The sequence below is a fragment of the Pantoea sp. OVA07A genome, from assembly GCF_019969975.1.
GTDB lineage: Bacteria > Pseudomonadota > Gammaproteobacteria > Enterobacterales > Enterobacteriaceae > Pantoea > Pantoea agglomerans.
Window position 1 is genome coordinate 1,534,957 of sequence record NZ_JAHXYM010000001.1, and the last position, 26,326, is coordinate 1,561,282.

Annotated in this window: 26 protein-coding genes; 20 read left to right on the forward strand and 6 right to left on the reverse strand. The window is 56.6% G+C overall.

All coding sequences use genetic code 11. From position 1 onward, the window contains the following. Window positions 1–41 precede the first annotated feature (41 nt). Both moeB and moeA read right to left on the reverse strand, forming a co-directional pair. Window positions 42–800: a molybdopterin-synthase adenylyltransferase MoeB gene (gene moeB, locus LC417_RS07375; RefSeq protein WP_187508164.1), complete on the reverse strand. Its 759-nt coding sequence runs from the start codon at window positions 798–800 to the stop codon at window positions 42–44. Further along, a complete protein-coding gene (gene moeA / locus LC417_RS07380; protein ID WP_163637315.1) occupies window positions 801–2,036 on the reverse strand; it encodes a molybdopterin molybdotransferase MoeA in 1,236 nt (411 codons plus the stop codon). Window positions 2,037–2,292: 256 nt separating this feature from the next. Here moeA and LC417_RS07385 point away from each other — a divergent pair, with 256 nt between their 5' ends. The 9 genes from LC417_RS07385 to LC417_RS07425 all read left to right on the forward strand — a co-directional run bounded on the left by LC417_RS07385 (window position 2,293) and on the right by LC417_RS07425 (window position 12,237). Then, window positions 2,293–3,252 (forward strand): isoaspartyl peptidase/L-asparaginase family protein, encoded by a 960-nt coding sequence (locus LC417_RS07385; protein ID WP_010254371.1) that lies wholly within the window; start codon window positions 2,293–2,295, stop codon window positions 3,250–3,252. A gap of 9 nt (window positions 3,253–3,261) precedes the next feature. Next, entirely contained in the window at window positions 3,262–5,118 is a 1,857-nt protein-coding gene (gene gsiA / locus LC417_RS07390) for a glutathione ABC transporter ATP-binding protein GsiA (RefSeq protein ID WP_187499891.1), read from the forward strand. Window positions 5,119–5,172: 54 nt separating this feature from the next. Next, window positions 5,173–6,708 carry a glutathione ABC transporter substrate-binding protein GsiB gene (gsiB, locus tag LC417_RS07395; protein WP_010669736.1) on the forward strand — a complete coding sequence of 512 codons (1,536 nt, stop codon included), beginning with the start codon at window positions 5,173–5,175 and terminating at the stop codon, window positions 6,706–6,708. Window positions 6,709–6,754: 46 nt separating this feature from the next. Continuing rightward, a complete protein-coding gene (gene gsiC / locus LC417_RS07400; protein ID WP_223565667.1) occupies window positions 6,755–7,684 on the forward strand; it encodes a glutathione ABC transporter permease GsiC in 930 nt (309 codons plus the stop codon). Beyond that, window positions 7,681–8,586, forward strand: coding sequence for a glutathione ABC transporter permease GsiD (gene gsiD, locus LC417_RS07405; protein ID WP_010254377.1), 906 nt, complete (start codon window positions 7,681–7,683; stop codon window positions 8,584–8,586). Before gsiC ends, gsiD begins: the two co-directional genes overlap by 4 nt. Continuing rightward, window positions 8,583–9,032, forward strand: a complete 450-nt coding sequence (locus LC417_RS07410; RefSeq protein WP_010254385.1) for a DUF4385 domain-containing protein — start codon at window positions 8,583–8,585, stop codon at window positions 9,030–9,032. The genes gsiD and LC417_RS07410 overlap by 4 nt, the downstream gene beginning before the upstream one ends. A 516-nt stretch (window positions 9,033–9,548) precedes the next feature. Further along, window positions 9,549–10,184, forward strand: a complete 636-nt coding sequence (locus LC417_RS07415; RefSeq protein ID WP_010254395.1) for a carbonic anhydrase — start codon at window positions 9,549–9,551, stop codon at window positions 10,182–10,184. 141 nt (window positions 10,185–10,325) lie between these two features. Then, window positions 10,326–10,985 (forward strand): DUF3313 domain-containing protein, encoded by a 660-nt coding sequence (locus LC417_RS07420; protein ID WP_050679483.1) that lies wholly within the window; start codon window positions 10,326–10,328, stop codon window positions 10,983–10,985. Window positions 10,986–11,100: 115 nt separating this feature from the next. After that, entirely contained in the window at window positions 11,101–12,237 is a 1,137-nt protein-coding gene (locus LC417_RS07425) for a PQQ-dependent sugar dehydrogenase (protein WP_010254401.1), read from the forward strand. A gap of 208 nt (window positions 12,238–12,445) precedes the next feature. Here the strand turns inward: LC417_RS07425 and LC417_RS07430 are convergent, their stop codons facing one another. Continuing rightward, window positions 12,446–13,102: an HAD family phosphatase gene (locus LC417_RS07430; RefSeq protein WP_022625965.1), complete on the reverse strand. Its 657-nt coding sequence runs from the start codon at window positions 13,100–13,102 to the stop codon at window positions 12,446–12,448. 272 nt (window positions 13,103–13,374) lie between these two features. On the opposite strand from LC417_RS07430, the gene LC417_RS07435 reads away from it, so the two are divergent. Next, entirely contained in the window at window positions 13,375–14,577 is a 1,203-nt protein-coding gene (locus LC417_RS07435; RefSeq protein ID WP_010254406.1) for a serine hydrolase, read from the forward strand. A 222-nt stretch (window positions 14,578–14,799) separates the two neighbouring features. Here the strand turns inward: LC417_RS07435 and ybjG are convergent, their stop codons facing one another. Together ybjG and LC417_RS07445 are read right to left on the reverse strand one after the other, a co-directional pair. Next, window positions 14,800–15,405, reverse strand: coding sequence for an undecaprenyl-diphosphate phosphatase (gene ybjG / locus LC417_RS07440; protein WP_010254408.1), 606 nt, complete (start codon window positions 15,403–15,405; stop codon window positions 14,800–14,802). 404 nt (window positions 15,406–15,809) lie between these two features. Continuing rightward, complete coding sequence (locus tag LC417_RS07445) at window positions 15,810–17,498, reverse strand: aspartate:alanine antiporter (protein ID WP_010254410.1); 1,689 nt, start codon at window positions 17,496–17,498, stop codon at window positions 15,810–15,812. Window positions 17,499–17,756: 258 nt separating this feature from the next. Here LC417_RS07445 and ybjM point away from each other — a divergent pair, with 258 nt between their 5' ends. Beyond that, window positions 17,757–18,122: an inner membrane protein YbjM gene (ybjM, locus tag LC417_RS07450; RefSeq protein ID WP_010254412.1), complete on the forward strand. Its 366-nt coding sequence runs from the start codon at window positions 17,757–17,759 to the stop codon at window positions 18,120–18,122. Window positions 18,123–18,210: 88 nt separating this feature from the next. Here the strand turns inward: ybjM and LC417_RS07455 are convergent, their stop codons facing one another. Then, a complete protein-coding gene (locus LC417_RS07455) occupies window positions 18,211–18,474 on the reverse strand; it encodes a GrxA family glutaredoxin (RefSeq protein WP_010254413.1) in 264 nt (87 codons plus the stop codon). Between the two features lie 255 nt (window positions 18,475–18,729). Here LC417_RS07455 and LC417_RS07460 point away from each other — a divergent pair, with 255 nt between their 5' ends. The 9 genes from LC417_RS07460 to LC417_RS07500 all read left to right on the forward strand — a co-directional run bounded on the left by LC417_RS07460 (window position 18,730) and on the right by LC417_RS07500 (window position 26,320). Next, window positions 18,730–18,981: a DUF1418 family protein gene (locus LC417_RS07460; protein ID WP_031593165.1), complete on the forward strand. Its 252-nt coding sequence runs from the start codon at window positions 18,730–18,732 to the stop codon at window positions 18,979–18,981. Between the two features lie 16 nt (window positions 18,982–18,997). Beyond that, window positions 18,998–19,720 carry an oxygen-insensitive NADPH nitroreductase gene (gene nfsA / locus LC417_RS07465; RefSeq protein ID WP_050679485.1) on the forward strand — a complete coding sequence of 241 codons (723 nt, stop codon included), beginning with the start codon at window positions 18,998–19,000 and terminating at the stop codon, window positions 19,718–19,720. Window positions 19,721–19,740: 20 nt separating this feature from the next. Continuing rightward, on the forward strand, window positions 19,741–20,643 hold the full coding sequence (gene rimK, locus LC417_RS07470; protein ID WP_010254416.1) for a 30S ribosomal protein S6--L-glutamate ligase: 903 nt from the start codon (window positions 19,741–19,743) through the stop codon (window positions 20,641–20,643). 87 nt (window positions 20,644–20,730) lie between these two features. Next, window positions 20,731–21,210 carry a YbjN domain-containing protein gene (locus LC417_RS07475; protein WP_022625960.1) on the forward strand — a complete coding sequence of 160 codons (480 nt, stop codon included), beginning with the start codon at window positions 20,731–20,733 and terminating at the stop codon, window positions 21,208–21,210. A gap of 387 nt (window positions 21,211–21,597) precedes the next feature. Then, the gene (gene potF, locus LC417_RS07480) at window positions 21,598–22,707 is read left to right on the forward strand and encodes a spermidine/putrescine ABC transporter substrate-binding protein PotF (protein WP_010254418.1); all 1,110 of its coding nucleotides are present in this window, start codon (window positions 21,598–21,600) and stop codon (window positions 22,705–22,707) included. 122 nt (window positions 22,708–22,829) lie between these two features. Continuing rightward, complete coding sequence (gene potG / locus LC417_RS07485; protein ID WP_010254420.1) at window positions 22,830–23,963, forward strand: putrescine ABC transporter ATP-binding subunit PotG; 1,134 nt, start codon at window positions 22,830–22,832, stop codon at window positions 23,961–23,963. Between the two features lie 9 nt (window positions 23,964–23,972). Next, a complete protein-coding gene (gene potH / locus LC417_RS07490) occupies window positions 23,973–24,935 on the forward strand; it encodes a putrescine ABC transporter permease PotH (RefSeq protein WP_010254421.1) in 963 nt (320 codons plus the stop codon). Further along, window positions 24,932–25,777, forward strand: coding sequence for a putrescine ABC transporter permease PotI (potI, locus tag LC417_RS07495; RefSeq protein ID WP_010254422.1), 846 nt, complete (start codon window positions 24,932–24,934; stop codon window positions 25,775–25,777). The genes potH and potI overlap by 4 nt, the downstream gene beginning before the upstream one ends. Window positions 25,778–25,852: 75 nt before the next feature. Continuing rightward, a complete protein-coding gene (locus LC417_RS07500) occupies window positions 25,853–26,320 on the forward strand; it encodes a YbjO family protein (protein ID WP_010254423.1) in 468 nt (155 codons plus the stop codon). The last annotated feature ends 6 nt before the right edge of the window (window positions 26,321–26,326 follow it).

Below are 26,326 nucleotides of genomic sequence, written 5' to 3' on the forward strand. Positions count from 1 at the left end.
TTCAGCACGGGCTTCAGGTAGCACAGGCGTTCCTGCCGACGCTACGCGCTACCACCACACACTTCACAGTGCGCATCCTGCGCCACCTTCATGCTGCGGAACTCCGCGCTCATCGCATCGTACATCAGCAACCGGCTGGTGGCGGGCGTGCCAAATGCCGTCAGCACTTTAATCGCTTCCATCGCCTGCATCGCACCAATCACGCCAACCAGCGGAGCCATGACGCCCGCTTCCACGCAACTCAGGGTTTGTTCCCCAAACAGGCGGCTGATGCAACGATAGCAGGGTGTGCCGGGCTGCCAGTTGAATACGCTGATCTGACCTTCCATCCGAATCGCGGCGCCGGAGACCAGTGGCACCCGCTGCTGACGGCAGAGTCGGTTAAGCTGCTCACGCACCGCAACGTTGTCGGTGCAGTCCAGCACCACCTGCTGCCGGGCGATCAGCGCCAGCAGCGCTGCATCGTCCAGCTGTCCATTAACCGGATGCAGCTGACAGTGCGGATTGATGGCGGCCAGGCTTTGTGCGGCGGAGTCCACTTTGGCGCGGCTAATGTCAGCATCGTGATGCAGGATCTGCCGTTGCAGGTTAGAGTGCGATACGGTATCGAAGTCGAGCAGCGTCAGGCTACCGACACCGGCAGCCGCCAGATAGGGCGCAGCGGCGCAGCCGAGTCCGCCCAGCCCCACGACCAGCGCGTGACTCGCTTTCAGCCGCTCCTGACCGTCGAAATCAAAGCCGCGCAATACAATCTGCCGGTTGTAGCGCAGCATCTCCTCATCGCTTAATTCAGGTAGCATTTACGCCTCCAGCAGGGCGTTGAACGGTTCCACCTCGACCCATTCGCCCGGTTCAACATTGCCGCGATCCCGTTCCAGCACAATAAAACAGTTTGCCTGGGCGAAGGAGCTGAAGACGTGTGAACCCTGCATCCCCGTGGTTTCCACCTCCAGTTCGCCCTGTGCGTTCTGTCGCAGGATGCCGCGCTGGAAATCGAGCCGGCCTGGTGACTTTTTCAGCCGCGAGGCGCAGCGCACTTTCTGACGTGGCGGCAATGCTGATTTTTGCTGGCCGGTGAGGGTGGCAAGCAGCGGCTGAACGAGCTGATAAAAGGTCACGGCGGCGGAGACCGGATTACCTGGCAGGCCGCAGAACCAGCTGCTGTTGAGGCGGCCAAAGGCAAATGGCTTGCCAGGCTTGATCGCCAGCTTCCAGAAGCTGATGGCACCAAGCTCCTCCAGCATCGTTTTGGTAAAGTCCGCTTCGCCCACCGAGACGCCGCCGGTAGTAATCACGACATCCGCCTGCCGATCGGCCTCGGTGAAAGCAGCACGCAGTGCGGCCGGGTCATCTTTGATGATGCCAAGGTCGATGACTTCGCAACCCAGCTTATGCAGCATCAGTGATACCGCAAAGCGGTTGGTGTCGTAGATCTGGCCTTCGGCCAGCGGCTCGCCTACCGGCTGGAGTTCATCACCGGTGGAGAAGATAGCGACCCGCAGTTTTCGCAGCACGCTGACCTGTGCGATACCCAGTGAGGCGAGCAGTGGCAGCTCCGCGGCACCCAGACGTGTTCCCGCTTCCAGCACCACGGTGCCTGGCTGAATGTCATCGCCGATGAGACGAATGTTCTGTCCGGGACGGACCGGCGCGGTGATCATAATCGCATCACCCTGTGTTTCGGTCTGCTCCTGCATCACTACTGCTTCACAGCCTGCGGGCACCGGCGCACCGGTCATGATGCGAATCACGCTGCCCTGCGGCCACTCACCGTTAAACGGTGCGCCGGCAAAGGCTTTACCCGCCACTGGCAGCGGCTGACCGCTGCTGGCGTCTGCCAGCCTGACGGCGTAGCCATCCATCGCAGAGTTATCAAATGGCGGCACGGCAATCGGTGAGGTCACCGCTTTGGCGGTGATACGCCCGACCGCTTCGGCCAGCGGCACGCTAAGAGAGTCGGTGACGGGCGTCAGCTGTGACAGCATTTTTTGTTGTGCCTCCTCAAGGGAGATCAAGCCTGCAGTAAAACTTTCCATGGATATTCCAGCCTGGTTATCTCAGATGCTGCCTATTATGGTGGGAATTAGCCGCTGAGTCACATCGGTGTCGGCCTGACTTGCCTGTTGTTGTGGCCAAAGTGAAATATGGCGGTAAGAAAAGGTTATAACCACAGGAACAGTTTCCGCTTTACAACACTTAGCAGGCTTTCTATAGTCAAAAATCACCAAAAATGGGTGAAAACCATTTTAAATCAGTGTTTTTCGTCCTGATGCAACCACAGGGTAGATCGTTATGGTCAATGCAGTGATCGCCATTCATGGAGGCGCCGGTGCCATTACGCGCTCAGCAATGAGCGCCGAAAAAGAGCAACTCTATCGTCAGGCGCTACACGATATTGTCACTCAGGGCCAGCAGATACTGGCTCAGGGCGGCAGCGCACTCGATGCGGTGACCGAAGCGGTGCGGCTGCTGGAAGAGTGTCCGCTGTTCAACGCCGGTAAAGGCGCGGTCTTCACCCATCAGGGCACCCATGAACTCGATGCCTGCATCATGGATGGCCGCACCCTGGGAGCAGGGGCGGTCGCGGGCGTAACGCGGGTACGGAATCCGGTGCTGGCGGCACGTGCCGTGCTGGAACATAGCGAGCATGTCCTGTTTATCGGCGAGGGCGCAGAGCAGTTTGCTGAAGCGCACGGGCTGGAAACGGTCACGCCTGATTACTTCTCGACTCCGGAACGCTGGGAGCAGTTGCAGCGCGCGCTGAACAGCGATACGGCAGTGCTGGACCATGATGGTGCCGCGCACAGCGATGACCCGCTCGACCCGGACCGTAAGTTTGGTACGGTGGGGGCCGTCGCGCTGGATCTTGAGGGCAACCTCGCGGCCGCCACGTCAACGGGTGGTATGACCAACAAGCAGGCCGGACGGGTCGGCGACTCGCCGCTGCCAGGCGCGGGCTGTTACGCCAGTAACGACAGCGTGGCGGTCTCCTGTACCGGCACCGGAGAAGTCTTTATGCGGACGCTGGCGGCCTATGATGTGGCAGCGCAGATGCGCTACGCCGGGCGCTCACTGCAGCAGGCCACAGTTAATGTTATTCATGACAGTGTGCTGGAGCTGGGCGGCAGCGGGGGGCTGATTGCCGTCGACCGCGCAGGCAACGTAGCGCTGCCGTTCAACAGCGAAGGGATGTATCGCGGTGTGGCGCGGGTTGGCGAAGTGGCAGACGTCGCTATCTATCGCGAAAGTTAAGGAGCAGAGATGAGCGACAGGCAAACGTTACCGCCGCTGGCCCCTGAGCAGGTCCTGGCGGTGCGCGATCTCAATGTTCGTTTTCAGCACGAAACCACCGTCACTGACGCGGTGCGTCATTTGTCACTCGATCTGTTTCGCGGCGAAACGCTGGCGCTGGTGGGGGAGTCAGGCTCGGGGAAATCAGTGACCTCGCTGGCGCTGATGCGGCTGATTGAGCAGGCTGGCGGGAGGGTCAGCGGCGAGGTGCTGTTACGGCGTCGCAACGGCGACGTGCTGGATCTGATGCGCGCCTCAAAAGGTCAGATGCGGCGGGTGCGCGGTGCGGATATGGCGATGATCTTTCAGGAGCCGATGACCTCGCTGAATCCGGTCTTCTCCGTGGGCGAGCAGATTGCGGAATCCATCCGTCTGCATCAGGGCCTGAGCCACGCCGGCGCGCTGGCCGAGGCGCGCCGGATGCTGGATCTGGTACGAATCCCGGATGCGCAAAATGTGTTATCCCGCTTCCCGCATCAGCTGTCGGGCGGGATGCGTCAGCGCGTGATGATCGCCATGGCGCTCTGCTGCAAACCGGCTCTGCTGATTGCCGATGAGCCGACCACCGCGCTCGACGTCACCATTCAGGCGCAGATTCTGCAGCTTATCCGCGTGCTGCAAAAAGAGATGCAGATGGGGGTGATTTTTATCACTCACGATATGGGCGTGGTCGCCGAAATGGCCGATCGGGTTCAGGTGATGTATCGCGGCGAAGTGGTAGAAAATGCTCCGGTCGCTGAGCTGTTCAGCGCCCCGCAGCAGCCCTATACCCAGGCGCTGCTGGCGGCGGTGCCAAAGCTCGGTTCGATGCAGGGCCAGCCCCTGCCAGCTAAATTTCCGTTGCTGCACAGCGATGCCGTTGATGATGTGCCGCAGGATACGGTTCGCCGCCTGCAGCCACCCATTTTGCAGGTGCGCGATCTGGTCACCCGCTTTGATATTCGCGGCGGCCTGCTGAACCGCGTCAAACGCCGGGTGCATGCCGTCGAAAAAGTCAGTTTTGATCTCTATGCCGGTGAGACACTGGCGCTGGTGGGAGAATCTGGGTGTGGTAAATCGACCACCGGGCGATCGCTGCTGAAGCTCGTTGCCAGTCAGGGTGGCACCCTGACCTTTGACGGACAGCGAATAGACCATTTGTCAGGTGCCGCGCTGGCCCATCTGCGACGCGACATTCAGTTTATCTTCCAGGATCCCTACGCCTCGCTCGATCCCCGGCTGACGGTTGGCTTCTCCATTATGGAGCCGCTGCTGGTTCACAAGGCGATGCCGCGTCGTGAGGCGGAGCAGCGCGTCGCCTGGCTGCTGGATAAAGTGGGTCTGCTGCCGGAACATGCTCAGCGCTATCCCCATGAATTTTCCGGCGGCCAGCGTCAGCGCATCTGTATAGCCCGCGCGCTGGCGCTGAATCCCAAAGTGGTGATCGCCGATGAGTCCGTCTCGGCGCTGGATGTGTCAATTCAGGCGCAGATTATTAATCTGATGCTCGACCTGCAGCGCGAGTTTGGCATCGCTTTCCTGTTTATTTCTCATGATATGGCGGTGGTGGAGCGTATCAGCCACCGCGTGGCGGTGATGTATCTTGGTCAGATTGTCGAGATGGGGCCGCGTCAGGCGGTGTTTGAGCAGCCTCAGCACCCTTATACCCGAAAACTCATGGCGGCGGTGCCGGTAGCCGATCCGGCTCACCGGCGTCGCGAACGAGCCTTACTGGTCGATGAGATCCCCAGCCCGATTCATGCGTTAGGGGATGAACCTGAAGTGGCGCCGCTGATGGAGGTGGCTCCGGGCCATTTCGTCGCCCGCCACGTTATCAGTGCGACCTGAACAGTGACGATGTCGCCCCGGCGACCAACCCGACAGGGATTACAGGAGAACAAGATGCAGATTACGATGCGTAAAGGGTTACTGGCGGCTGGCGTGTTAAGCAGCGCAATGGCATTGCCCGCTTGGGCAGCACAGGATGCGGTGATTGCCGTCGCGTCCAACTTCACCACTCTCGATCCCTATGACGCCAACGACACGCTGTCGCAGGCGGTCGCGAAATCCTTCTATCAGGGCCTGTTTGGTTTTGATAAAGAGATGAAGCTCACTAACGTGCTGGCTGAGAGCTATCAGGCCAGCGCCGACGGCCTGACCTACACCATTAAGCTGCGTTCCGGAGTTAAATTCCAGGATGGCACTGACTTCAATGCGGAAGCGGTAAAGGTCAACCTCGATCGCGCCAGCAACCCGGATAACCATCTTAAGCGCTACAACCTGTTTAAACATATCGCCAGCACCGAAGTGGTGGATCCAACTACGGTAAAAGTAACGCTGAAAGAGCCGTTCTCCGCCTTTATCAACATTCTGGCCCATCCGGCGGCGGCGATGATTTCACCCACCGCGCTGAAAAAATATGGCAAGGAGATCGGTTTCCATCCGGTAGGAACCGGCCCGTTTGTGTTTGAAACCTGGAACCAGACCGATTTTGTCAAGGTGAAAAAGTGGGACGGCTACTGGAAGCCGGGCTATCCGAAGCTGGACAGCATTACCTGGCGACCGGTGGTGGATAACAACACCCGCGCGGCGATGCTGCAGACCGGCGAAGCGAACTTTGCTTTCCCGGTGCCCTATGAGCAGGCAAAACTGCTGGAGAAGAACAGCAAGCTTGCTGTGGTAACGACGCCATCGATTATGCAGCGTTACATCAGCCTTAACGTCACTCAGAAGCCGTTCGATAATCCGAAGGTGCGTGAAGCGCTGGAATATGCCATCAACCGTCAGGCGCTGGCGAAAGTGGCGTTCTCCGGTTACGCCACGCCTGCTACCGGCATCGTGCCGCCCACCATCGACTTCGCTCAGACCTATCCGGCCATCAGCTACGATCCAGCCAAAGCGAAAGCCCTGCTGAAAGAGGCGGGTTACCCGAACGGGTTTGAAACCACGCTCTGGTCGTCACACAACCACAGCACCGCGCAGAAAGTGTTGCAGTTCACCCAGCAGCAGCTGGCGCAGGTTGGCGTGAAAGTTAAAGTTACGGCGATGGATGCGGGTCAGCGTGCCGCAGAAGTAGAAGGCAAGGGCCAGAAAGAGAGCGGCGTGCGCATGTTCTATACCGGCTGGTCCGCCTCAACCGGCGAAGCGGACTGGGCACTGACGCCACTGTTTGCTACTACGGCCTGGCCACCGGCGATCTTCAATACCGCGTTTTACAGCAATCCTAAGGTCGATAAAGATCTGGCTGATGCGCTGAAAACCACCGATCGTGCCGAGAAAGCGCGTCTCTACAAAGATGCGCAGGATACCATCTGGCAGGATCACCCATGGATCCCACTGGTGGTTGAGCAGCTGGTTTCTGCCAACAGCAAAAACCTCAGCGGTTTTTATGTAATGCCCGATACCTCATTCAATTTTGATGAGGCAACTCTGAAGTAACGGAGCCGGCCAGCCCGCGAGGCTGGCCGCAGCTGCAGGATGTTGCATGTTTAACTATTTTCTCAAACGACTCTTTGGGCTGATCCCCACGCTGCTGATTGTGGCGGTGCTGGTGTTCCTGTTTGTTCACCTGCTGCCGGGCGACCCGGCGCGTCTGATCGCCGGGCCGGAAGCCGATGCCTCGGTGGTGGCGCTGGTGCGTCAGGAGCTGGGACTCGACCTGCCGCTGCCGCAGCAGTTCTGGCACTTTATGCTGAATGCGCTGCAGGGCGATTTCGGCCAGTCGATGGTCTCGAAGCGGCCGGTCGCGGAGGAGATCGCCTCACGCTTTATGCCAACTTTGTGGCTGACGCTGGTCAGCATGATCTGGGCAGTGATTTTTGGCATGGCAATCGGCATCGTTTCCGCTGTCTGGCGCAATCGCTGGCCCGATCGACTGGGGATGACGCTGGCGGTGTCGGGCATTTCGTTTCCCGCCTTTGCACTGGGCATGCTGCTGATGCAGGTCTTCTCGGTGGAGCTGGGATGGCTGCCAACCGTCGGTGCAGAGAGCTGGAAACATTACATTCTGCCCTCCATCACCCTGGGTGCGGCGGTGGCGGCGGTGATGGCGCGCTTTACCCGTGCCTCGTTCGTGGAGGTGATGCAGGAAGATTATATGCGGACCGCCCGGGCCAAAGGGGTGCGCGAGTTGCTGGTGGTGGTCAAGCATGGCCTGCGCAACGCCATGATCCCGGTGGTGACGATGATGGGGCTGCAGTTTGGTTTCCTGCTGGGCGGATCGATCGTGGTTGAGGTGGTGTTTAACTGGCCGGGCCTGGGGCGACTGCTGGTCGATTCCGTGGCGATGCGCGACTACCCGGTTATTCAGGCGGAAGTTTTGCTGTTTTCACTGGAGTTTATTCTGATCAACCTGTTTGTCGACATGCTCTATGCGGTGATTAATCCCGCTATTCGCTTTAAGGAGTCGCGATGAAAAACTGGCGACGCGAAGCGGCACTGAAAACGATGCCGCTGATTGCGGAGAATCGGGTGCGAACGCCGTGGCGTGAATTCTGGCGGCGTTTCAGAGGGCAGCCGGTGGCGCTGCTGGCCGGGCTGTTTGTGCTGGTACTGATTGTGCTGGCGGTTATCGCCCCATGGATTGCGCCGTTCGACGCAGAGAATTACTTCGATTATGACCGGCTCAATGACGGCCCCTCGCTGATGCATCTGTTTGGCGTCGATTCGCTGGGGCGCGACATCTTCAGCCGGGTGCTGGTCGGCACGCGGATTTCCCTGATTGCGGGCTTCTTTTCGGTGGTGATCGGCGCGCTGATCGGCACATTCTTTGGTCTGTTAGCCGGCTATTACGAAGGCTGGTGGGACCGCATCACCATGCGTATCTGCGATGTGCTGTTTGCCTTTCCCGGCATTCTGCTGGCGATTGCGGTGGTGGCGATTATGGGCAGCGGCATGAGTAATGTGATTGTGGCAGTCGCTATCTTCAGTATCCCGGCTTTTGCCCGGCTGGTTCGCGGCAATACGCTGGTGCTGAAGCATCAGACCTATATTGAGTCGGCACGCAGCATCGGCGCTTCTGACTGGACTATCCTGATGCGGCATATCCTGCCCGGCACGGTATCGCCGATTGTGGTCTATTTCACCATGCGGGTCGGTACCTCAATCATTACCGCGGCCAGCCTGTCATTTCTGGGGCTGGGCGCACAACCGCCTACGCCGGAGTGGGGTGCAATGCTGAATGAGGCGCGGGCCGACATGGTTATCGCGCCTCACGTGGCAATTTTCCCCAGCCTGGCCATCTTCCTCACCGTTCTGGCATTTAATTTACTCGGAGACGGGCTGCGCGACGCACTTGATCCTAAACTAAAGAGATGAAACCTTTCGATTATGATCAGGACTTCAGCACTATCGACTTCCGCCAGCACCCCGAGCTTTATCAGGTCGGGCGTGGTGAGCAGGGCGTGCTGATGGTCGAGCCTTATAAAGGCGAAATACTGCCACACTGGCGTTTTCGTACCGTTCCCATTGCTGAAGAGTCGGCTGAGAAAATCATGGCGCTGTTTGAGGAGTATCGGCGCAAAGATGATTTTGTCGGCATGGATATGGCGCGCAAATTTATTCAGATGGGGTATACCCGTGCGCGCCGTTACAGCAACCACAAGGGCGGACGCAAATATGATGCGGATGGCAAGGAGCTGCCGCGCGGCGTCAACGAGGAAAAAGCCGCGGCGGCGGCTGTTTTCAAAGGCTACTGGGACAAACTTCGTGCAGATGAAGACTATCTGCGACGTAAAAAAGCGCATCAGCAGCAGTATGGCTAAGCGTTAATCCTGCTCTCCCGGCAGCTGTTACCTCCTGCTGCCGGGGTTGTTTTAATGACCCCGTCCTGCTCAATCCTATCCCTCATTTCTTGCCTGCAACGGTTCTGCTGCAGCGCCCGTGCTGCCAGATGCGCAGCCGTTTCGCCACGCCCTAAAACGCCGTAGCCCGCCACGCTTGCCAGATAAGGTCAGACGGCAGCAGAAGAGAAACCTTTTCTGCTGGCGAGCCGGGGGCGTAAAGTAGTGAAAAAACGCGTAAAAGCCGATCCACAGCACAGGCAAAAAAACGGGCAGTTCAAACCGTGCTTTTTCCAATAACTTCCCGTGCTATAAAAAGAAATTGGCTGCGGAGCCTCTGACTGATGAACAAGCGAAACGCTGACAGTGGCCGCTGTTTAGAGCATCCGGTAAAAGGCGGGTTGATATTCACTTGTTTTCATTAATAATAAACGGGCAAACCCCACTGAGGGGGCTATGCCCCTCAGGTAATGAAATGGATAATGTGAGAGCTAAATAATGAAAGAGATCATCAACGGATTTCTGAATTTCCAGCAGAATGTGTTTCCTGAAAGGAAGGATCTTTTCAAAAGCCTGGCATCAAATCAAAATCCGAAAGCGCTGTTCATCTCCTGTTCAGACAGTCGTCTGGTGCCTGAACTGGTGACGCAGCAGGAGCCAGGAGAGCTGTTCGTTATCCGCAATGCGGGCAACATTGTTCCCTCATTCGGCCCGGAGCCAGGCGGTGTCTCCGCCACTATCGAATATGCGGTGGTCGCGCTGGGCGTCTCCGACATCATCATCTGTGGTCACTCTAACTGTGGTGCCATGAACGCCATCGCCTCCTGCGCCTGCATGGATACCATGCCTGCGGTTGAGCACTGGCTGCGCTATGCCGATGCGGCAAAAGCGGTGGTTGAGCAGCGTGAGTATGACTCACCAGAGAAGAAGCTGAACGAGATGGTCAAAGAGAACGTTATTGCCCAGCTGAACAATATGAAAACCCATCCTTCCGTCTCCGTCGCGCTGCGTAACGGTAAGCTGCGTCTGCACGGCTGGGTTTACGATATCGAAAGCGGCACCATTATGGCGCTGACCCAGGGTGGCAAACAGTTCATCACCCTGTCTGAGAATCCTGATACCTGCTTTGAGTAATCTTTTTCGCCCGCTGTGCTCTGCAGCGGGTTTTCCTGCTATTTATTCTGCATAACAGCGTTAAATCGCCTCTGTTATTCTGCATTTCCCCTCTGGCTTATCTATGCTTGCTTAAACCTTCCTGATACAAGCGAGTTGATGATGCGTAAAACTTCCGTTGCTGCTCTTCTGGCGGTCTCTGCCGTGCTGCTCAGTGGTTGTACTTCTCATGTTGCTGATAAGCAGCAATATTCAGGTTTTTTAAGCGATTACAGCCAGTTGCAACCGACGTCGTCAGCCAGTGGTGAACCGACTCTGCGCTGGATATCACCCGACTATCAAAGCAGCCATTATAAAGATGTGCTTTATACATCGCTGGTCTACTACCCGGCGGCGCACCCCACGCCACGCGTCACTCAGCAAACGCTGGATCAGGTGCTCAGTTACACCGAGATCCAGCTAAAAGGCGCGATAGCCACCCGCCTGCCGCTGGTGAATCAGGCTACGCCGCATACCCTGAAGGTAAGGGCCGCCATTACCGCCGTGTCAGCAGAAAATCAGGGCGTGCAGTTTTATGAAGTGGTACCGGTTGCCGCGGTCGTTGCCAGCACCATGGCGGCGTCAGGGCATCGTACTCAGAACAGCGAACTGTTTCTGGAGATAGAAGCCAGCGATGCGGTGACGGGCAAACCGATGATCCGGGTGGTTCGCAAAGCCTTTGGCAAAACGGTCAGTAACAGCAATACGCCGATCACCTTTGACGAGCTGAAGCCTGGTATCGATACGATGGTGCGTGACACGGTAAGTTTTAACGCGCCCTGACTCTGACGGGCGACAGCAGAGCGCTGTCGCCCTGATTAATCTTTTGTAAATCCTCAACATCATTGCAGAGGGGCTGACTACGCTTAAGGGCATTCTATCCCGTCAGGAGATCGTTATGGCCCGTTTCTCAACTGCCTTGTTGCTAAGTGGCTCCCTGTTCTGTACCGCCCCCCTGTTTGCCGCCGACGTAAAGGTCGAGGTATTACAGGATAAGTTACAACATCCATGGTCCGTCGCCTTCCTGCCCGACAACAAAACGCTGCTGATTACCGAACGTAGCGGACAACTGCGCAGCTGGAGCCCGGAGAGCGGCCTGTCGCAGCCGATCCAGGGCGTGCCAAAGGTCTGGGCAGAACGGCAGAGTGGCCTGCTGGACGTGGTGCTGGCACCCGATTTTGCCACCAGTCGTCGCGTCTGGCTTAGCTATACCGAAGCGAACAGCAGTGGCAAAGCGGGCGCGGTGGTAGGCGTGGGCACGCTGAGCAAGGATAACCGGCAACTCAGCGATTTCCGCGAGGTGATTCGGCAGACGCCGATGCTCTCCAGCGGCAACAACATCGGTACCCGGCTGGCGTTTGATACCCAGGGCTATCTCTGGATCGCCTTCGGCGATAACTTTGCCAGCAGCGCTGCGCAGGATCTCGATAAGCTGCAGGGCAAACTGCTGCGGCTCAACGCCGATGGCAGCGTGCCGGACGATAACCCGTTTGCGAAACAGCGCGGCGCACGGCCAGAGATCTGGGCCTATGGTTTGCGTAATCCGCAGGGGCTGGCGCTTAACCCCTGGACCGGCAAAATATGGGAAAATGAACATGGCCCGCGCGGCGGCGATGAAGTGAATATCATGGAGCGGGGCAAGAATTACGGCTGGCCGCTGGCAACCTACGGCATCGACTATAGCGGTGACAAAGTGCCGGAGTCACAAGGCACACAGGTTGCGGGTACCGAACCGCCGCTTTATCACTGGAAGGATTCTCCGGCCATCAGCGGCATGGCGTTCTACAATAGCGCCCGTTTTCCGCAGTGGAAAAACTCGCTGTTTATCGGCGCTCTGAAAGAGAAAAACCTGATTCGTCTGAGTATCAACGGCGAGAAAGTGGTGGAAGAGCAGCGTCTGCTGGACGATCAGAAGGCGCGCATTCGCGATGTTCGCCAGGGGCCGGATGGCTGGCTCTATGTGCTGACCGATGAGGCCAATGGCAAGCTGCTGAAAGTGGGATTAGCGCAGGACGCTGGTGCGTCCCGCGGCTAAGAGCCTGTCCCCGGGCTATTTTATGTGTCAGTCTGGGCCTGGGCAGTGCTCACACAGGCTGCTTTAGCAACCTGAACGCCCGTCAGGGCGGCCCTGAAGGGGCGAGCGCAGCGAGTAATCCTCACGGACTACGTGTACTACGGATTGTGCCGCGCTGCCCGTGTCCAGGCTGCCAGCAACAGTTACGCCTGATGGAGCAGGCTCGGAGTCAGCGCGCCCAGTGATAAACCTGCCAGCCGCGGTTTAACGCTTCCTTGTGTAACTGTTCGTCAGGGTTGATGACATGGGCATGATCGGCCTGTTCCAGTAGCGGCAGGTCGTTCATCGAATCGCTGTAGGCCCAGGTGCGGTCAAAGGCCTCGTCCTGCTGCAGCGCTTTCCAGTCACCCAGTCGCGTGACTTTGCCCTCTTTATAGGTCATGGTGCCGTAAGTGTTGCCGCTGTAGCGCTCGTCCACGATTTCAACGCCAATCGCCAGCGCGCCGCAGGCTCCCAGCTTTTCTGCAATCGGCACCACCAGATGCTCGCCGCTGGCGGAGATGATCATGACCTTGTCGCCACGCGCCCGGTGCCACTCAATCCGCTCGCGGGCTGCAGGATAAACGCGTGGCATGATGTCGCGGTGAATGAAGCGGCGCACCCAGCCTTCAACGGTAAGCGTGGCCATGCCCGCCAGAGGGGAGAGTGTTTTATTCATATACTCTTCAATCGACAGCGTACCGGCATAGTACTGGCTCATTAATGCCTGTTCCTGATCAATCAGTTCACTGGGGGCGAATCCCTGTGATACCAGCCAGCGCAGCCACAGGCTGGTGCTGTCTTCACAAATGAGTGTTTCATCCAGATCAAAAAGGGCTAAGTCCATGGTCGGTCTCCTCGGCTGACTGGCGTTCAGGTTAACTGATATTTGTGACGGGCTTAACTCTTCTGCGAAAAATCGGAATTTCACGCAGTTTTGATAGCGACAGAATCGGGGAAAAGCGGCACGCGCGCGGCACTTATGCCAGGGTTACTCTACTAAACTCTAAAAAACTTTACGATTCGACGGTTTTTTTCGCTGCCGTCAAGGGTTAGCGTTTGAGTGAGAATTTTCTGCCCCTGGAATTTCGATTTAACAAGGACAATCCGGCCAAGCCCATGACAAACACTCGCTTCACATCTCGCCTGCGGCACCTTGCTGCCACTTCATTACTGATTCTTGCCCCCGTCAGCGTTTTTGCTGAGCAGGCTCCCGCCGCGCCAGGCATTGATGCTAAAGCGTGGATTCTGATCGACTACGCCAGCGGTAAGGTGTTAACCGAATCCAGTGCCGATCAGCGCCTCGACCCCGCCAGTCTGACTAAAATGATGACCAGCTATGTTGTGGGTCAGGCGATTAAAGCGGGGAAAATCAAGCCGGATGACCTGGTTACCGTCGGACAGGATGCCTGGGCCACCGGCAATCCTAAGCTGCGCGGCTCGTCGCTGATGTTCCTCAAGCCGGGCGATCGTATTCCGGTGCATGAGCTGAATAAGGGAATCGTGATCCAGTCCGGCAATGACGCCTGTATTGCGCTGGCGGATTATGTGGCGGGCAGTCAGGATTCGTTTATCGGCCTGATGAACAACTACGTGAAGGCGCTGGGACTGCAGAATACCCACTTTATGACGGTGCATGGTCTGGATGCAGAAGGGCAGTACAGTACCGCGCGTGACATGGCGCTGATTGCTCAGGCGCTAATCCGCGATGTGCCCGAAGAGTACGCGCTGAATAAAGAGAAAGAGTTCACCTTCAATAATATTCGCCAGATCAACCGCAACCGCCTGTTGTGGAGCACCAACCTCAAGGTTGATGGCGTCAAAACCGGCCACACCTCGGGCGCGGGGAATAATCTGGTCGCTTCAGCAACCGAAGGGGATATGCGTCTGATCTCGGTGGTGCTGGGCACCGCCAGCGATGCGATTCGTTTCCGCGAAAGTGAAAAGCTGCTGACATGGGGCTTCCGTTTCTTTGAAACGGTTACGCCGATTAAAGCGGATGCGCCGTTTGCGCAGCAGCGGGTCTGGTTTGGTGATCGCAGCCAGGTCAATCTGGGCGTGGCGAAAGATGCTGCGCTGACCATCCCTAAAGGGCAGATGAAGAATCTGAAGGCGAGTTTCAGACTCACTACGCCGCAGCTGGAAGCTCCGCTGAAGAAGAATCAGGTGGTCGGCACCATCGATTTCCAGCTGGACGGGAAAACCATTGAGCAGCGGCCGCTGGTGGTGATGCAGGATGTGCCGGAAGGCGGGTTCTTCAGCCGGATGATTGATTTCGTGATGATGAAATTCAATGGCTGGTTCGGGAAGTGGTTTTCATAAGTAAGCAGGGACGCAGGCTCGTACTGCGTTGAGCCCGAGCCTGCACAGGGAACAGGGTCAGATCGGAAAGACGCAAAATCCGTCATCCATGACACGCTCGGCCCGCGCCGTCCCTGGCGCGGGACGCTTTCCTCCTCTGACCCTGTTCCCTGCGCTTTAAGCTTATTCGCTGCGGTAAATCCGGGTTTGCCACAGTGCTGGGGACGCTAACGCGTCCCTTTTTTAATCCTGCGTCCAGCCTTTGCGAATCGGCACGGCAAACAACGACCGATAGAGTGGATTGATTACCGCCAGCATCCGCTCGCCATAGAACTGCCACGCCAGATGCGAAGCCAGACAGCTCAGCAGCCCCACCAGGAACCCGCCCAGCATATCCATTGGCCAGTGAACGCCAAGGTAGACCCGCGACCAGGCAATAGCGCAACCGGCCACCATCAGAACCACACCTGACCAGAGGCGATGCCAGAAGATAAAGGCCAGTGCAAAGGTGAATATTGTGGTGCCGTGATCGCTGGGATAGGAGTCATCGGCGGCGTGATGCAGGAACTGATAACCAAAACCGATAGCGAAAGGGCGGGGATGCGGCAACAGCTGGCCCACAGACCAGGAGATCGCCAGCGCATAGATCAGCGCCATACCGGTTTTCAGTACCAGCACCCGCTGCGAAGAAACCTGATCGCGCGGTCCCCAGAGCCACATCGCCACGATTAACAGCGGCACGATGGCGATCAGATCTTTGGCAAAAAACGTCGCCAGCTGCAGTAACCAGGCAGGTGAAGCCGGTGTGGCATTAATGGCAGTAAACAGTGAATGGTTCAGCTCTTCCATTTCGGGATAAATTCCTCAGCAGACAGTCCGGTTAACGGCAGCTGGCAGCATCCCGCCAGCCCGGTCCGATAACAGCGGCAAAAAAAACGGTCAGCGACAGCACGCTCACCCAATCAGTCAGCACAAATTGCTAACTAAACAGCGGTCTATCCTGCTTTTTACCGTTTTGTTCGTCTATAGAAAGGCTCTTAATCTGCCGTTGAGTTGTGTAACGGTTTAAGTTTTATGACACATGAAGTTGCGAATCAGGCGGGGAATGACGGGGAGGGACGAAAAAAAGGCATAAAAAAACCCGCCGGGAAAAAGACCAGCGGGCTCCACAATTTGGGGATTTCAAAGAAAAGCAGTGGCACTTATTATGACTATCCCTTAACAATAAAGTTCTGGACGCAGGCAAAAAAATTTTATAGGGGCAATATCGGCCAGATAATCACAATCAGCGTTCCCGCCAGCGTCAGCAACACGTTGGCGATGGCATAGGTCCCGGCATAGCCCAGCGCCGGGATATTGCTGCGTGCCGTATCACTGATGATCTCCATGGCCGGTGCGCAGGTACGTGCGCCCATGATGGCGCCAAACAGCAGGGCGCGGTTCATCCGCAACACATAAGCACCAAACAGATAGCAGATGATCACCGGAATCAGGCTGACCAGCAGGCCGCACAGCAGCATCAGCGCACCATCGCTGCTCAGGCCGTGATTAATGCCGCTACCGGCACTCAATCCCACACCCGCCATAAACACCATCAGACCGAACTCTTTCACCATAGTGAGCGCGCCCTGCGGAATATAACCAAAGGTCGGATGGTTGGCACGCAGGAAGCCGAGCATAATACCGGCAAACAGCAGGCCCGCGGCGTTACCAATACCAAAACTGAAATTGCTGAACTGGAAGGTGATCAGACCAATCATCAGACCCACGATAAAGAAGGCGCAGAAGGCTAAAAGATCGGTCATCTGACTGTGAATCGCGATAAAGCCAATGCGATCCGCAACGCTTTTCACTCGTCGTGCCTCGCCGCTGACCTGCAGCACATCACCTTTGTTCAGCATGATACTGTCGTCGATCGGCATCTCAATCTGGCTGCGTATCACCCGGTTCAGGAAGCAGCCGTGATCGGTGAGGTTTAACTTGCTGAGGCGTTTGTTTACCGCATTGTGGTTTTTAACCACGATCTCTTCAGTGACGATGCGCATATCCAGCAGGTCGCGGTCAAAAACCTCTTTGCCGTTGCGGAAGCTGGGGTCGAGCCGGGCGTGAGCATCGGGATAGCCCACCAGCGAGATATCATCACCGAGCTGTAACACCGCATCGCCATCGGGACTGGCGAGAATACCGTTGCGGCGGATGCGCTCAATGTAGCAACCGGTCTGACGATAGATACCCAGTTCGCGCAGGTTTTTGCCGCCGCTCCATGCCACCAGTTCCGGGCCGACGCGATAGGCGCGGATCACCGGCAGGAAAACTTTGCGCTGGCTGTCCGCATCCAGACCGCGTTCCCGGGCGATCTGCTGAGCGCAGGTGGGCAGATCCTGATGTTGCAGACGGGGCAGATAACGTGCGCCGAAAATCAGACTGACCAGGCCTATCAGATAGGTCACGGCATAACCGAGGCTCAGCTGATCCTGCATCAGTCCAAGCTGTTTCGGATCGCTGATGCTTTGCCGCAGGGTATCGCCCGCTCCGACCAGCACCGGCGTTGAGGTCATCGACCCGGCCAGCATGCCGGCGGTGAGACCGATATCCCAGCCAAAGAGTTTGCCCAGTCCCAGCGCCAGCAACAGTGCGCTGACCACCATGACGATAGCGAGCATGAAATAGTTTTTGCCGTCGCGAAAGAAAATGGAAAAAAAGTTGGGACCCGCTTCGACGCCGACACAAAAAATAAACAGCATAAAGCCCAGACTCAATGCATCGGTATTGATCGTAAAGTGCTGCTGGCCTAATAAGAGCGAAACCACTAATACGCCAATCGAATTTCCCAGCTGAACCGAGCCCAGACGCAACTTACCCAGACAGAGGCCGAGCGCTAAAACGACAAACAATAACAAAATGTCATTTCCGCTTAACAATCCTGCGACGTTAATATTCACTGTTTAACTTCTTGTTTACATGTAACCTATTGAAGAGTAGCCTGTTTTTCGCTATCGTGAGCAGGCCGTTGAGGTGCTGTTGCATCAGTACTGCAAATGGAACCTTTACCGCGGCGCTATTCTAATCACAAATATCTTTCACAGCCATTGGCTGTTTTCATTCGTTGCCACAGCGAACTGTTTCTTTTTATTTCCATCTGAACGCATCAGGGTTATCAGCAGGTTATTGTCGGGGTTACTTTTAATCAGTGGGGTGGTATGCCGCAGCGTTCTTATCTCTGGACTACCCGCCTGTGCGGCGTGGTGTTGTACAGTCTGGTGTTTGTCTTTACCTGTCATTTCTGGCAGGTCGGTCCCGGCCCGCTTCGTGGTCAGCCCGAATTACTGCTCTTTATGTTGCCCGGTATTGTGATGGCATTGGTGCAGGTGGAGAGCCCGCTAAAAAGCACCCTGCTGATGGGGCTATGGGGAACGTTACTGGCAGCACTGCTGTTAAACAGCAGCCTGTTTATCCACAGCAATGCACTTTTTGTGGTCGCATGGAGCCTCAGCGCGCTGTTCTGGGCAGGCTGCGGGGCCTTGCTGGTGCGGTTGATGCAGATAGTGATGGCGTCACTCAATTAAACTGTGCCGGGCGGTGGGTGTCAGGCAGAGCGCAAAAAGGCGAGACAGGAAAATCCTGGCTCGCCTTTTTCATTCCGGCTATCAGCGCTTACGCGGCAAATCCCAGATTCTCTTTGGTCCAGGCCGCAAACTCGGTGTAGCCACCGATATGTTTTTCGTCGACGAAAATCTGTGGCACGGTGCTGACCGGTTTACCTGCGCTCGCTTCCAGGTCGGCTTTAGTAATGCCTTCTGCGTTGATATCGACATACTGGTAGCTAAAATCATCACGTTCAGCGGTCAGCTTGTCGGCCAGTTCATGGGCACGCACACAGTAGGGACAGCCCGGACGACCAAAAATAACAGCAATCATTGAGAACTCCTTGCAGCGACTATTATGTGATGTGTATCACACAATGAAACAGAGAATGGCAACCATGATGCCCGCTCGTATCGCTTAAGGAAAGCAGGATTTGCCTGTTAGTCTGATGCCCGCACGCTATCGCTGCCCGGTCAGGAAGCCTCTGAATCAGAGGCTTTTTCGCGCCAGCAGCCCGTGTATCTCGCGCAATTTTTGGGTTGTTGACCATAATTGACGCTCAGTCAGCCGCTAAGGCAGGAGGATATCATGCAGAGTGTAGCCAGATTACCCCGGTTTGTGGTGGTGCTGGAGGCGGCTGGCGGCCTGTTAATCGTGGCCGCGCTGCTGCTGATCAACCACTGGCTTCCGCTGCCAGACCTGGCGGACGTGAAAACGCTGGCGACTGTGCTGTTCATTGCTGGCGTGGTTCTGATGCTGCCTGCTGCCTGGCTGTTAATGTGGCGCACCGCGAAAGCGATAGCACCACAGCTGTTTAATCAAACTGACAAAAAAAGATAATATTGCTGGAGACTTTATGACACCGACCATTGATTTACTGTGCAGCCATCGTTCAATCCGCGCCTTTACTGACCAGCCGGTCAGCGAAGCACAGCGTGAAGCGATTATTACTGCGGCGCAATCGGCGTCCACATCCAGTTTTTTACAGTGTTCTTCCATTATCCGTATCACCGACAAAGCCCTGCGCGACAAGCTGGTGACGCTGACGGGCGGACAGACCTGGGTCGCGGATGCGCCTGAGTTCTGGATCTTCTGCGCTGACTTTAATCGCCACCTGCAGATTTGCCCTGATGCGCAGCTGGGTCGTGCCGAGCAGTTGCTGCTGGGCTGCGTCGATACCGCGCTGATGGGTCAGAATGCCATGGTCGCAGCGGAATCGCTGGATCTGGGCGGCGTCTTTATCGGCGGAATCCGTAACAGTATCGTGGAAGTAACCGAACTGCTGGGCCTGCCGAAATTTGTTCTGCCGTTGTTTGGTTTTTGCCTGGGCCATCCGGAGTCAAAGCCGGACGTCAAACCGCGTATGCCGCACGCGATGCTGGTGCATGAGAACCGCTATCAGCCGCTGGATCCGGCGGTGCTGGCCGAATACGATAGCCGCACAGAACTCTATTATCAGCAGCGCGGCAGCAACCAGCGCAGCGAAACCTGGAGTGAGCTGATCCAGCGCCTGATCATTAAAGAGACGCGTCCGTTTATGCTCGATTATCTGCATCAGCAGGGCTGGGCCACGCGTTAAGCCAGTAAGGGAGAGCAGCGATGAAGATAGCTATCCTGTCACGTGATGAGACGCTCTACTCCAGTCGGCGACTGCGTGAGGAGGCCGCCGCGCGCGGCCACCAGGTTCAGATCATCGATCCGCTCTCCTGCTATATGAATATTAATCCCGCCTCACCGGCGGTTCACTACTGTGGTGAACCGCTGGGCCATTTTGATGCGGTTATCCCGCGCATCGGCAACCCTATTACCTTTTATGGCACGGCCGTGCTGCGACAGTTTGAGATGTGCGGCAGCTATCCGCTGAATGAGTCCGCTGCCATTACCCGCACCCGTGACAAATTGCGCTCGCTGCAGCTGCTGGCACGGGAAGGCATCGACATGCCGGTCACCGGCTTTGCCTCCTCACCCGATGACACCGCTGATCTGATCGCCCTGGTCGGCGGTGCGCCGCTGGTGGTCAAGCTGGTGGAGGGCACCCAGGGCATTGGCGTGGTGCTGGCGGAAACGCGGCAGGCGGCAGAAAGCGTTATCGATGCCTTTCGCGGCCTGAATGCCCATATTCTGGTGCAGGAGTTTATTAAAGAAGCGCAGGGTCGTGATGTTCGCTGTCTGGTGATTGGCAATCAGGTGGTGGCAGCGATTGAGCGGGTGGCGAAAGAGGGCGACTTTCGCTCTAATCTGCATCGCGGCGGCAAAGCTTATCCGGTCGTCATTACGCAACAGGAGCGGCAGATCGCCGTGAAAGCGGCGGCTACGCTCGGGCTGGAAGTGGCGGGCGTCGATATTCTGCGCGCCCATCGCGGCCCGCTGGTGATGGAAGTTAACGCCTCGCCCGGTCTTGAAGGCATTGAAACCAGCAGTGACCTTAACATCGCCGCCCTGATGATCGAGCGGATTGAGCAGCAGGCCATCCCCGGGCTCCGTCCTAAAACCGCTGGCTGACACGCGCTTTTCAGCGGTTTTCATGGCATCGTCGCGCATTTTTCCGTAAGCTAAGTCGCCTGTTTATCACCCCACTGGGATTTTACGATGGATTCTCTTGTCGTTCCGGATATCGACCTGCTGCGTCGCTGGCTGGATCAGCAAAATATCACCTGGTTCGAATGCGATGCCTGTCAGGCACTTCATCTGCCGCACATGCAAAACTTCGATGGGGTGTTTGACGCCAAAATCGATCTGGTCGACAACGTCATTCTGTTTTCGGCGCTGGCTGAAGTGAAGCCGACGGCGCTGATTCCACTGGTTGGCGATTTGTCGCAGATCAATGCCAGTTCGCTGACGGTGAAAGCATTTATCGACATTCAGGATGATAATCTGCCGAAACTCATTGTCTGTCAGTCAATGATTACCACCGCCGGGTTAACCTTTGGTCAGTTCTCGCACTTTATGAAACAGAGTGAAGAGCAGATCTCCATGGTGATCCTGGAAGCCTTTGCCAACAATCTGTTGATCGTGGGCGAAGAAGAAGAGCACGTTCCGGTGACCAGCGTTCATTCTGTGCTGCACTAAGCCCGACATGGTCACACACTAAGCCGTCCCTGAGACGGCTTTTTTATGCCCGCCATCCGCTGCCGCGATAATTTTTTATTCTGCATTTTGCCCTTTAACGCCAGATATTAGTCGTGGTTTATGCCATCAAAGCCGAACCTCATAGCTCAAACATGCATAAAATATCGCTTTCAGGCGTTTTTTACGCTGGGGTCTGGTGAAGCCTGACCGGGGGGGCTATGCTTGCGGGGCTGTAACAGGCGCGTAACTGCGCCTCAGCTATAGGTTTTTGCTATTAAACTCCCGCTGAATAATGATTCATTGTGTCACTGACGTCTTGTACAGAACGCAATGCAGGGATCTCTGGTTTGCAGCGTTGTAATGACCCGCTCAGGAGGATGGAAAAATATGTTCAACTCACGTCAGAAATGGCTGTCAGCTGTGGTAGCTGCTGCGCTGATGGCCGCATCGGCCAGCAGCATGGCGGAAGATAAAACGCTGCACGTCTACAACTGGTCCGATTATATTTCGCCAGATACCGTGCCGAACTTTGAAAAGCAGTCCGGCATCAAAGTGGTCTACGATGTGTTTGACTCCAACGAAGTCCTGGAAGGCAAACTGATGGCGGGCAGCACCGGCTATGATGTGGTGGTGCCATCCTCCAGCTTCCTGGCGCGTCAGTTGCAGTCCGGGGTATTCCAGCCGCTGGATAAGAGCAAACTGCCTAACTACAAAAACCTCGATCCGGCGCTGATGGAAAAAGTGGCGCAGCACGATCCGGGTAATAAATATGCCATTCCTTATCTGTGGGGCACCACCGGTATCGGCTACAACGTCGACAAGGTCAAGGCCGCACTGGGCGCCGATGCGCCGGTCAACAGCTGGGATCTGGTGCTGAAGCCGGAAAACCTGGAGAAGCTGAAAAGCTGCGGCGTCTCCTTCCTGGATGCGCCAGAAGAGATTTTCGCCACGGTGCTCAACTACCTGGGCAAAGATCCTAACACCTCTGATGCTAAAGAGTATTCGGGCGCGGCCACTGACCTGCTGCTGAAACTGCGTCCGAATATCCGCTACTTCCATTCGTCGCAGTACATCAACGATCTGGCCAACGGTAATATCTGCGTCGCCATTGGCTGGTCGGGCGATATTCTGCAGGCGAAAAACCGTGCTGATGCGGCGAAAAATGGCGTGCATCTGGGCTACAGCGTACCGAAAGAGGGCGCACTGGCCTTCTTCGATATGATGGCGATCCCGAAAGATGCGAAAAACCTCGATGGTGCTTACGCCTGGCTGAACTACATCATGGATCCGAAAGTGATCGCCGATGTCTCCAACAAAATGAACTACGCCAACGGCAACAAAGCGTCGCTGCCGTTGATCAATGCCGACGTCCGCAACAACCCGGGTATCTTCCCGACGCCTGAAGCGATGTCGAAATTGTTTGTGCTGAAAGTCCAGGATCCTAAACTGGATCGTGTGCGTACGCGTGCATGGACTAAAGTAAAAAGTGGTAAGTAATTCGTCCTTCACGGATTGACCTGTCATGTATCAGCAACAGAGGCGCGGTGTCGGCCTCTGTTGTGCCATTTTTAGCGGCAAATTTTGTCGCCATGTTCCGCCTGGCTCCGGAGAGAACCTTTGTGAACGATGCCATTCCCCGTCCTCAAAATAAAACCGCAAAGGCGTTAACGCCACTGCTGGAAATTCGCAATCTGACCAAATCCTTTGACGGGCAACACGCCGTGGATGATGTCAGCCTGACTATTTATAAAGGTGAGATCTTTGCCCTGCTGGGCGCATCGGGCTGTGGTAAATCAACGCTGCTGCGCATGCTGGCCGGTTTTGAGCCGCCAACCAGCGGGCAGATTGTGCTGGATGGCCAGGATCTGTCCCACGTTGCTCCCTATCAGCGCCCGATCAACATGATGTTCCAGTCCTACGCGCTGTTTCCCCACATGACGGTGGAGCAGAATATCGCCTTTGGTCTGAAACAGGATCGGCTGCCGAAAGGGGAGATCACCAGCCGGGTAGCAGAGATGCTGGCGCTGGTGCATATGCAGGAGTTTGCTAAACGCAAACCGCACCAGCTCTCCGGTGGTCAGCGTCAGCGTGTGGCGCTGGCCCGCAGCCTGGCGAAACGGCCGAAACTGCTGCTGCTGGATGAGCCGATGGGGGCACTGGACAAGAAGCTGCGCGACAGGATGCAGCTGGAAGTGGTCGATATTCTGGAGCGTGTTGGCGCCACCTGTGTGATGGTGACGCACGATCAGGAAGAGGCGATGACCATGGCGGGCCGTATCGCGATTATGAATCGCGGCAAGTTCGTGCAGATTGGCGAGCCGGAGGAGATCTACGAGCATCCTACCAGCCGCTACAGCGCGGAATTTATCGGTTCGGTTAACGTCTTCGAAGGCTTACTGCGTGAACGTCAGGCGGATGGCCTGGTGATCGACAGTCCCGGCCTGATGCATCCGCTGAAAGTCGACTCCGATGTTTCAGTGGTGGATAACGTTCCGGTCCATGTCGCACTGCGCCCGGAAAAAGTGATGTTGTGCGATGAGGTGCCTGCCGATGGCTGTAACTTTGCTGTGGGCGAAGTGGTCCACATCGCCTATCTCGGCGACCTCTCTATCTTCCATGTCCGTCTGCACAGCGGACAGATGATCAGCGCACAGTTGCAAAACGCGCATCGCTACCGCAAAGGGTTGCCGACCTGGGGTGATGAAGTCCGCCTCTGCTGGGAATGCGACAGCTGCGTGGTGTTGACGGTTTAAGGAGCGGCTATGAGCCAGATTTTCCAACGCGCTAAAGCGCCTGCCCGACTGGTCGGCACGCCGCTGCAACGCTGGGCCACGCGGATAAAAATGCAGCATGGCCGCAAGCTGGTGATCGCCTTGCCTTATGTCTGGCTGGTGCTGTTGTTTCTGCTGCCGTTTCTGACGGTGCTGAAGATCAGCTTCGCGGACATTGCGCGTGCGATTCCCCCCTACACCGAGCTGGTGAGCTGGGCTGATGACCAGTTCAGCATTGTGCTCAATTTCGGCAACTACCTGACGCTGACCGACGATCCGCTCTACGTCGATGCCTATCTGCAATCGCTGAAAGTGGCGGCGATCTCCACGGTGATCTGTCTGCTGATTGGCTACCCGCTCGCGTGGGCCGTGGCGCACAGCAAGCCATCCATGCGCACCATTCTGCTGCTGCTGGTGATCCTGCCGTCATGGACCTCATTTCTGGTGCGCGTCTACGCCTGGATGGGGCTGCTTAACAACAACGGTATTCTGAACCGGTTCCTGCTGTGGCTGGGGGTGATCGATCATCCGCTGGTGATCCTCTACACCAATACAGCGGTCTATATCGGTATCGTCTACTGCTATCTGCCGTTTATGGTGCTGCCAATCTACACCGCGCTGACCCGCATTGATTACTCGCTGGTGGAAGCCTCACTGGATCTGGGTGCGCGTCCGCTGAAGACCTTTTTCAGCGTGATTGTCCCGCTGACAAAAGGGGGCATTATCGCCGGATCGATGCTGGTGTTTATCCCGGCGGTGGGGGAGTACGTGATCCCTGAACTGCTGGGTGGCCCGGACAGCATCATGATTGGCCGCATCCTGTGGCAGGAGTTCTTTAACAACCGCGACTGGCCGGTGGCCTCTGCGCTGGCGGTCATCATTCTGCTGATCCTGATTCTGCCGATCATCTGGTTCCATAAGCATCAAAACCGTGAAATGGGAGAGAAGGCATGAATAATTTGCCAACCATTCGCTCACCCTGGCGTACCGGTATTCTGGTCTGCTGCTTCCTGTTCCTCTATGCGCCGATGCTGTTGCTGGTGGTTTACTCCTTCAACAGTTCACCGCTGGTGACGGTGTGGGAGAGCTTCTCGTTCCACTGGTACAGGGTGCTCTTCCAGGACAGCGCGATGATTGACGCCGTGCTGCTGAGTCTGAGCATTGCCGGTCTCTCCGCCACCATGGCGGTGGTGCTGGGCACGCTGGCGGCGGTAATTATCGTGCGCTTTGGTCGCTTCCGTGGCCACAACGGTTTTGCCTTTATGCTGACCGCGCCGCTGGTGATGCCCGACGTCATCACCGGACTGTCGCTGCTGCTGCTGTTTGTGGCAATGGGCAACGCCTTTGGCTGGCCGAGCGAACGCGGCATGCTGACCATCTGGCTGGCCCACGTCACCTTCTGTACCGCCTATGTGGCCGTGGTGATTAACTCGCGTCTGCGTGAGCTGGACCGCTCCATCGAAGAGGCGGCGATGGATTTAGGCGCAACGCCGCTGAAGGTCTTTTTCGTGATTACCGTGCCCATGATTGCACCGGCTATTGTGACCGGCTGGCTGCTGGCGTTTACCCTGTCACTCGACGATCTGGTGATCGCCAGCTTTGTGACCGGGCCGGGTGCCACTACATTGCCGATGGCGATCTTCGCCACCGTGCGACGCGGCGTTAACCCGGAAATCAATGCGCTGGCTTCATTGATCCTGTTTGTGGTCGGTTTAGTGGGTTTTATCGCCTGGCGGGTAATGGCACACGAAGAAAAACAACGTTTAAGCGATATTCAGAAAGCTAAACGTGGCTGAAATCCGTAACCTTTGCCACTATATGAACGGGCCGGTCTGACCGGCCCGTTTTTCGATCAGGTGGAGTCACGGACTATGTCAGAAATCTTCAAAAGCAGTGCTACGCTTTCAATCGCGCCGGTTCCGGTGACCGTTGCGGGCATTGCTATTATCGCGACCCGCTGCCTGAGCGTTTTGATGCTGGCAAACGAGCTGGGTTACAGCGAACTCGCCAATTTTGTTCACCGCAGCGCCCAGTCCTGGGACGCGACACTCATCTTTGTCGCCAGCCAGCTGATCTTCCTGTTCGAACTGCGCTGCGCCTTTACCCTGATGCGCGGCAGTAACCGTGGACGCTGGGGCTATGTGGCGACGCAGGTGATTGTGCTCAGCTATATGCTGGTCGCCTCGCTGGGCTGGATCTACCCCGAGATTTTCAGCATTGATGGCGACAATAACGTCCAGATTATCCACCATACCCTGTCGCAGAAAATCCCCGATCTGCTGGTGCTCCTGCTGCTGTTTCTGCCTGCCAGCAGCCGCGCTTTTTTCAGGAAGCGATGATACAAT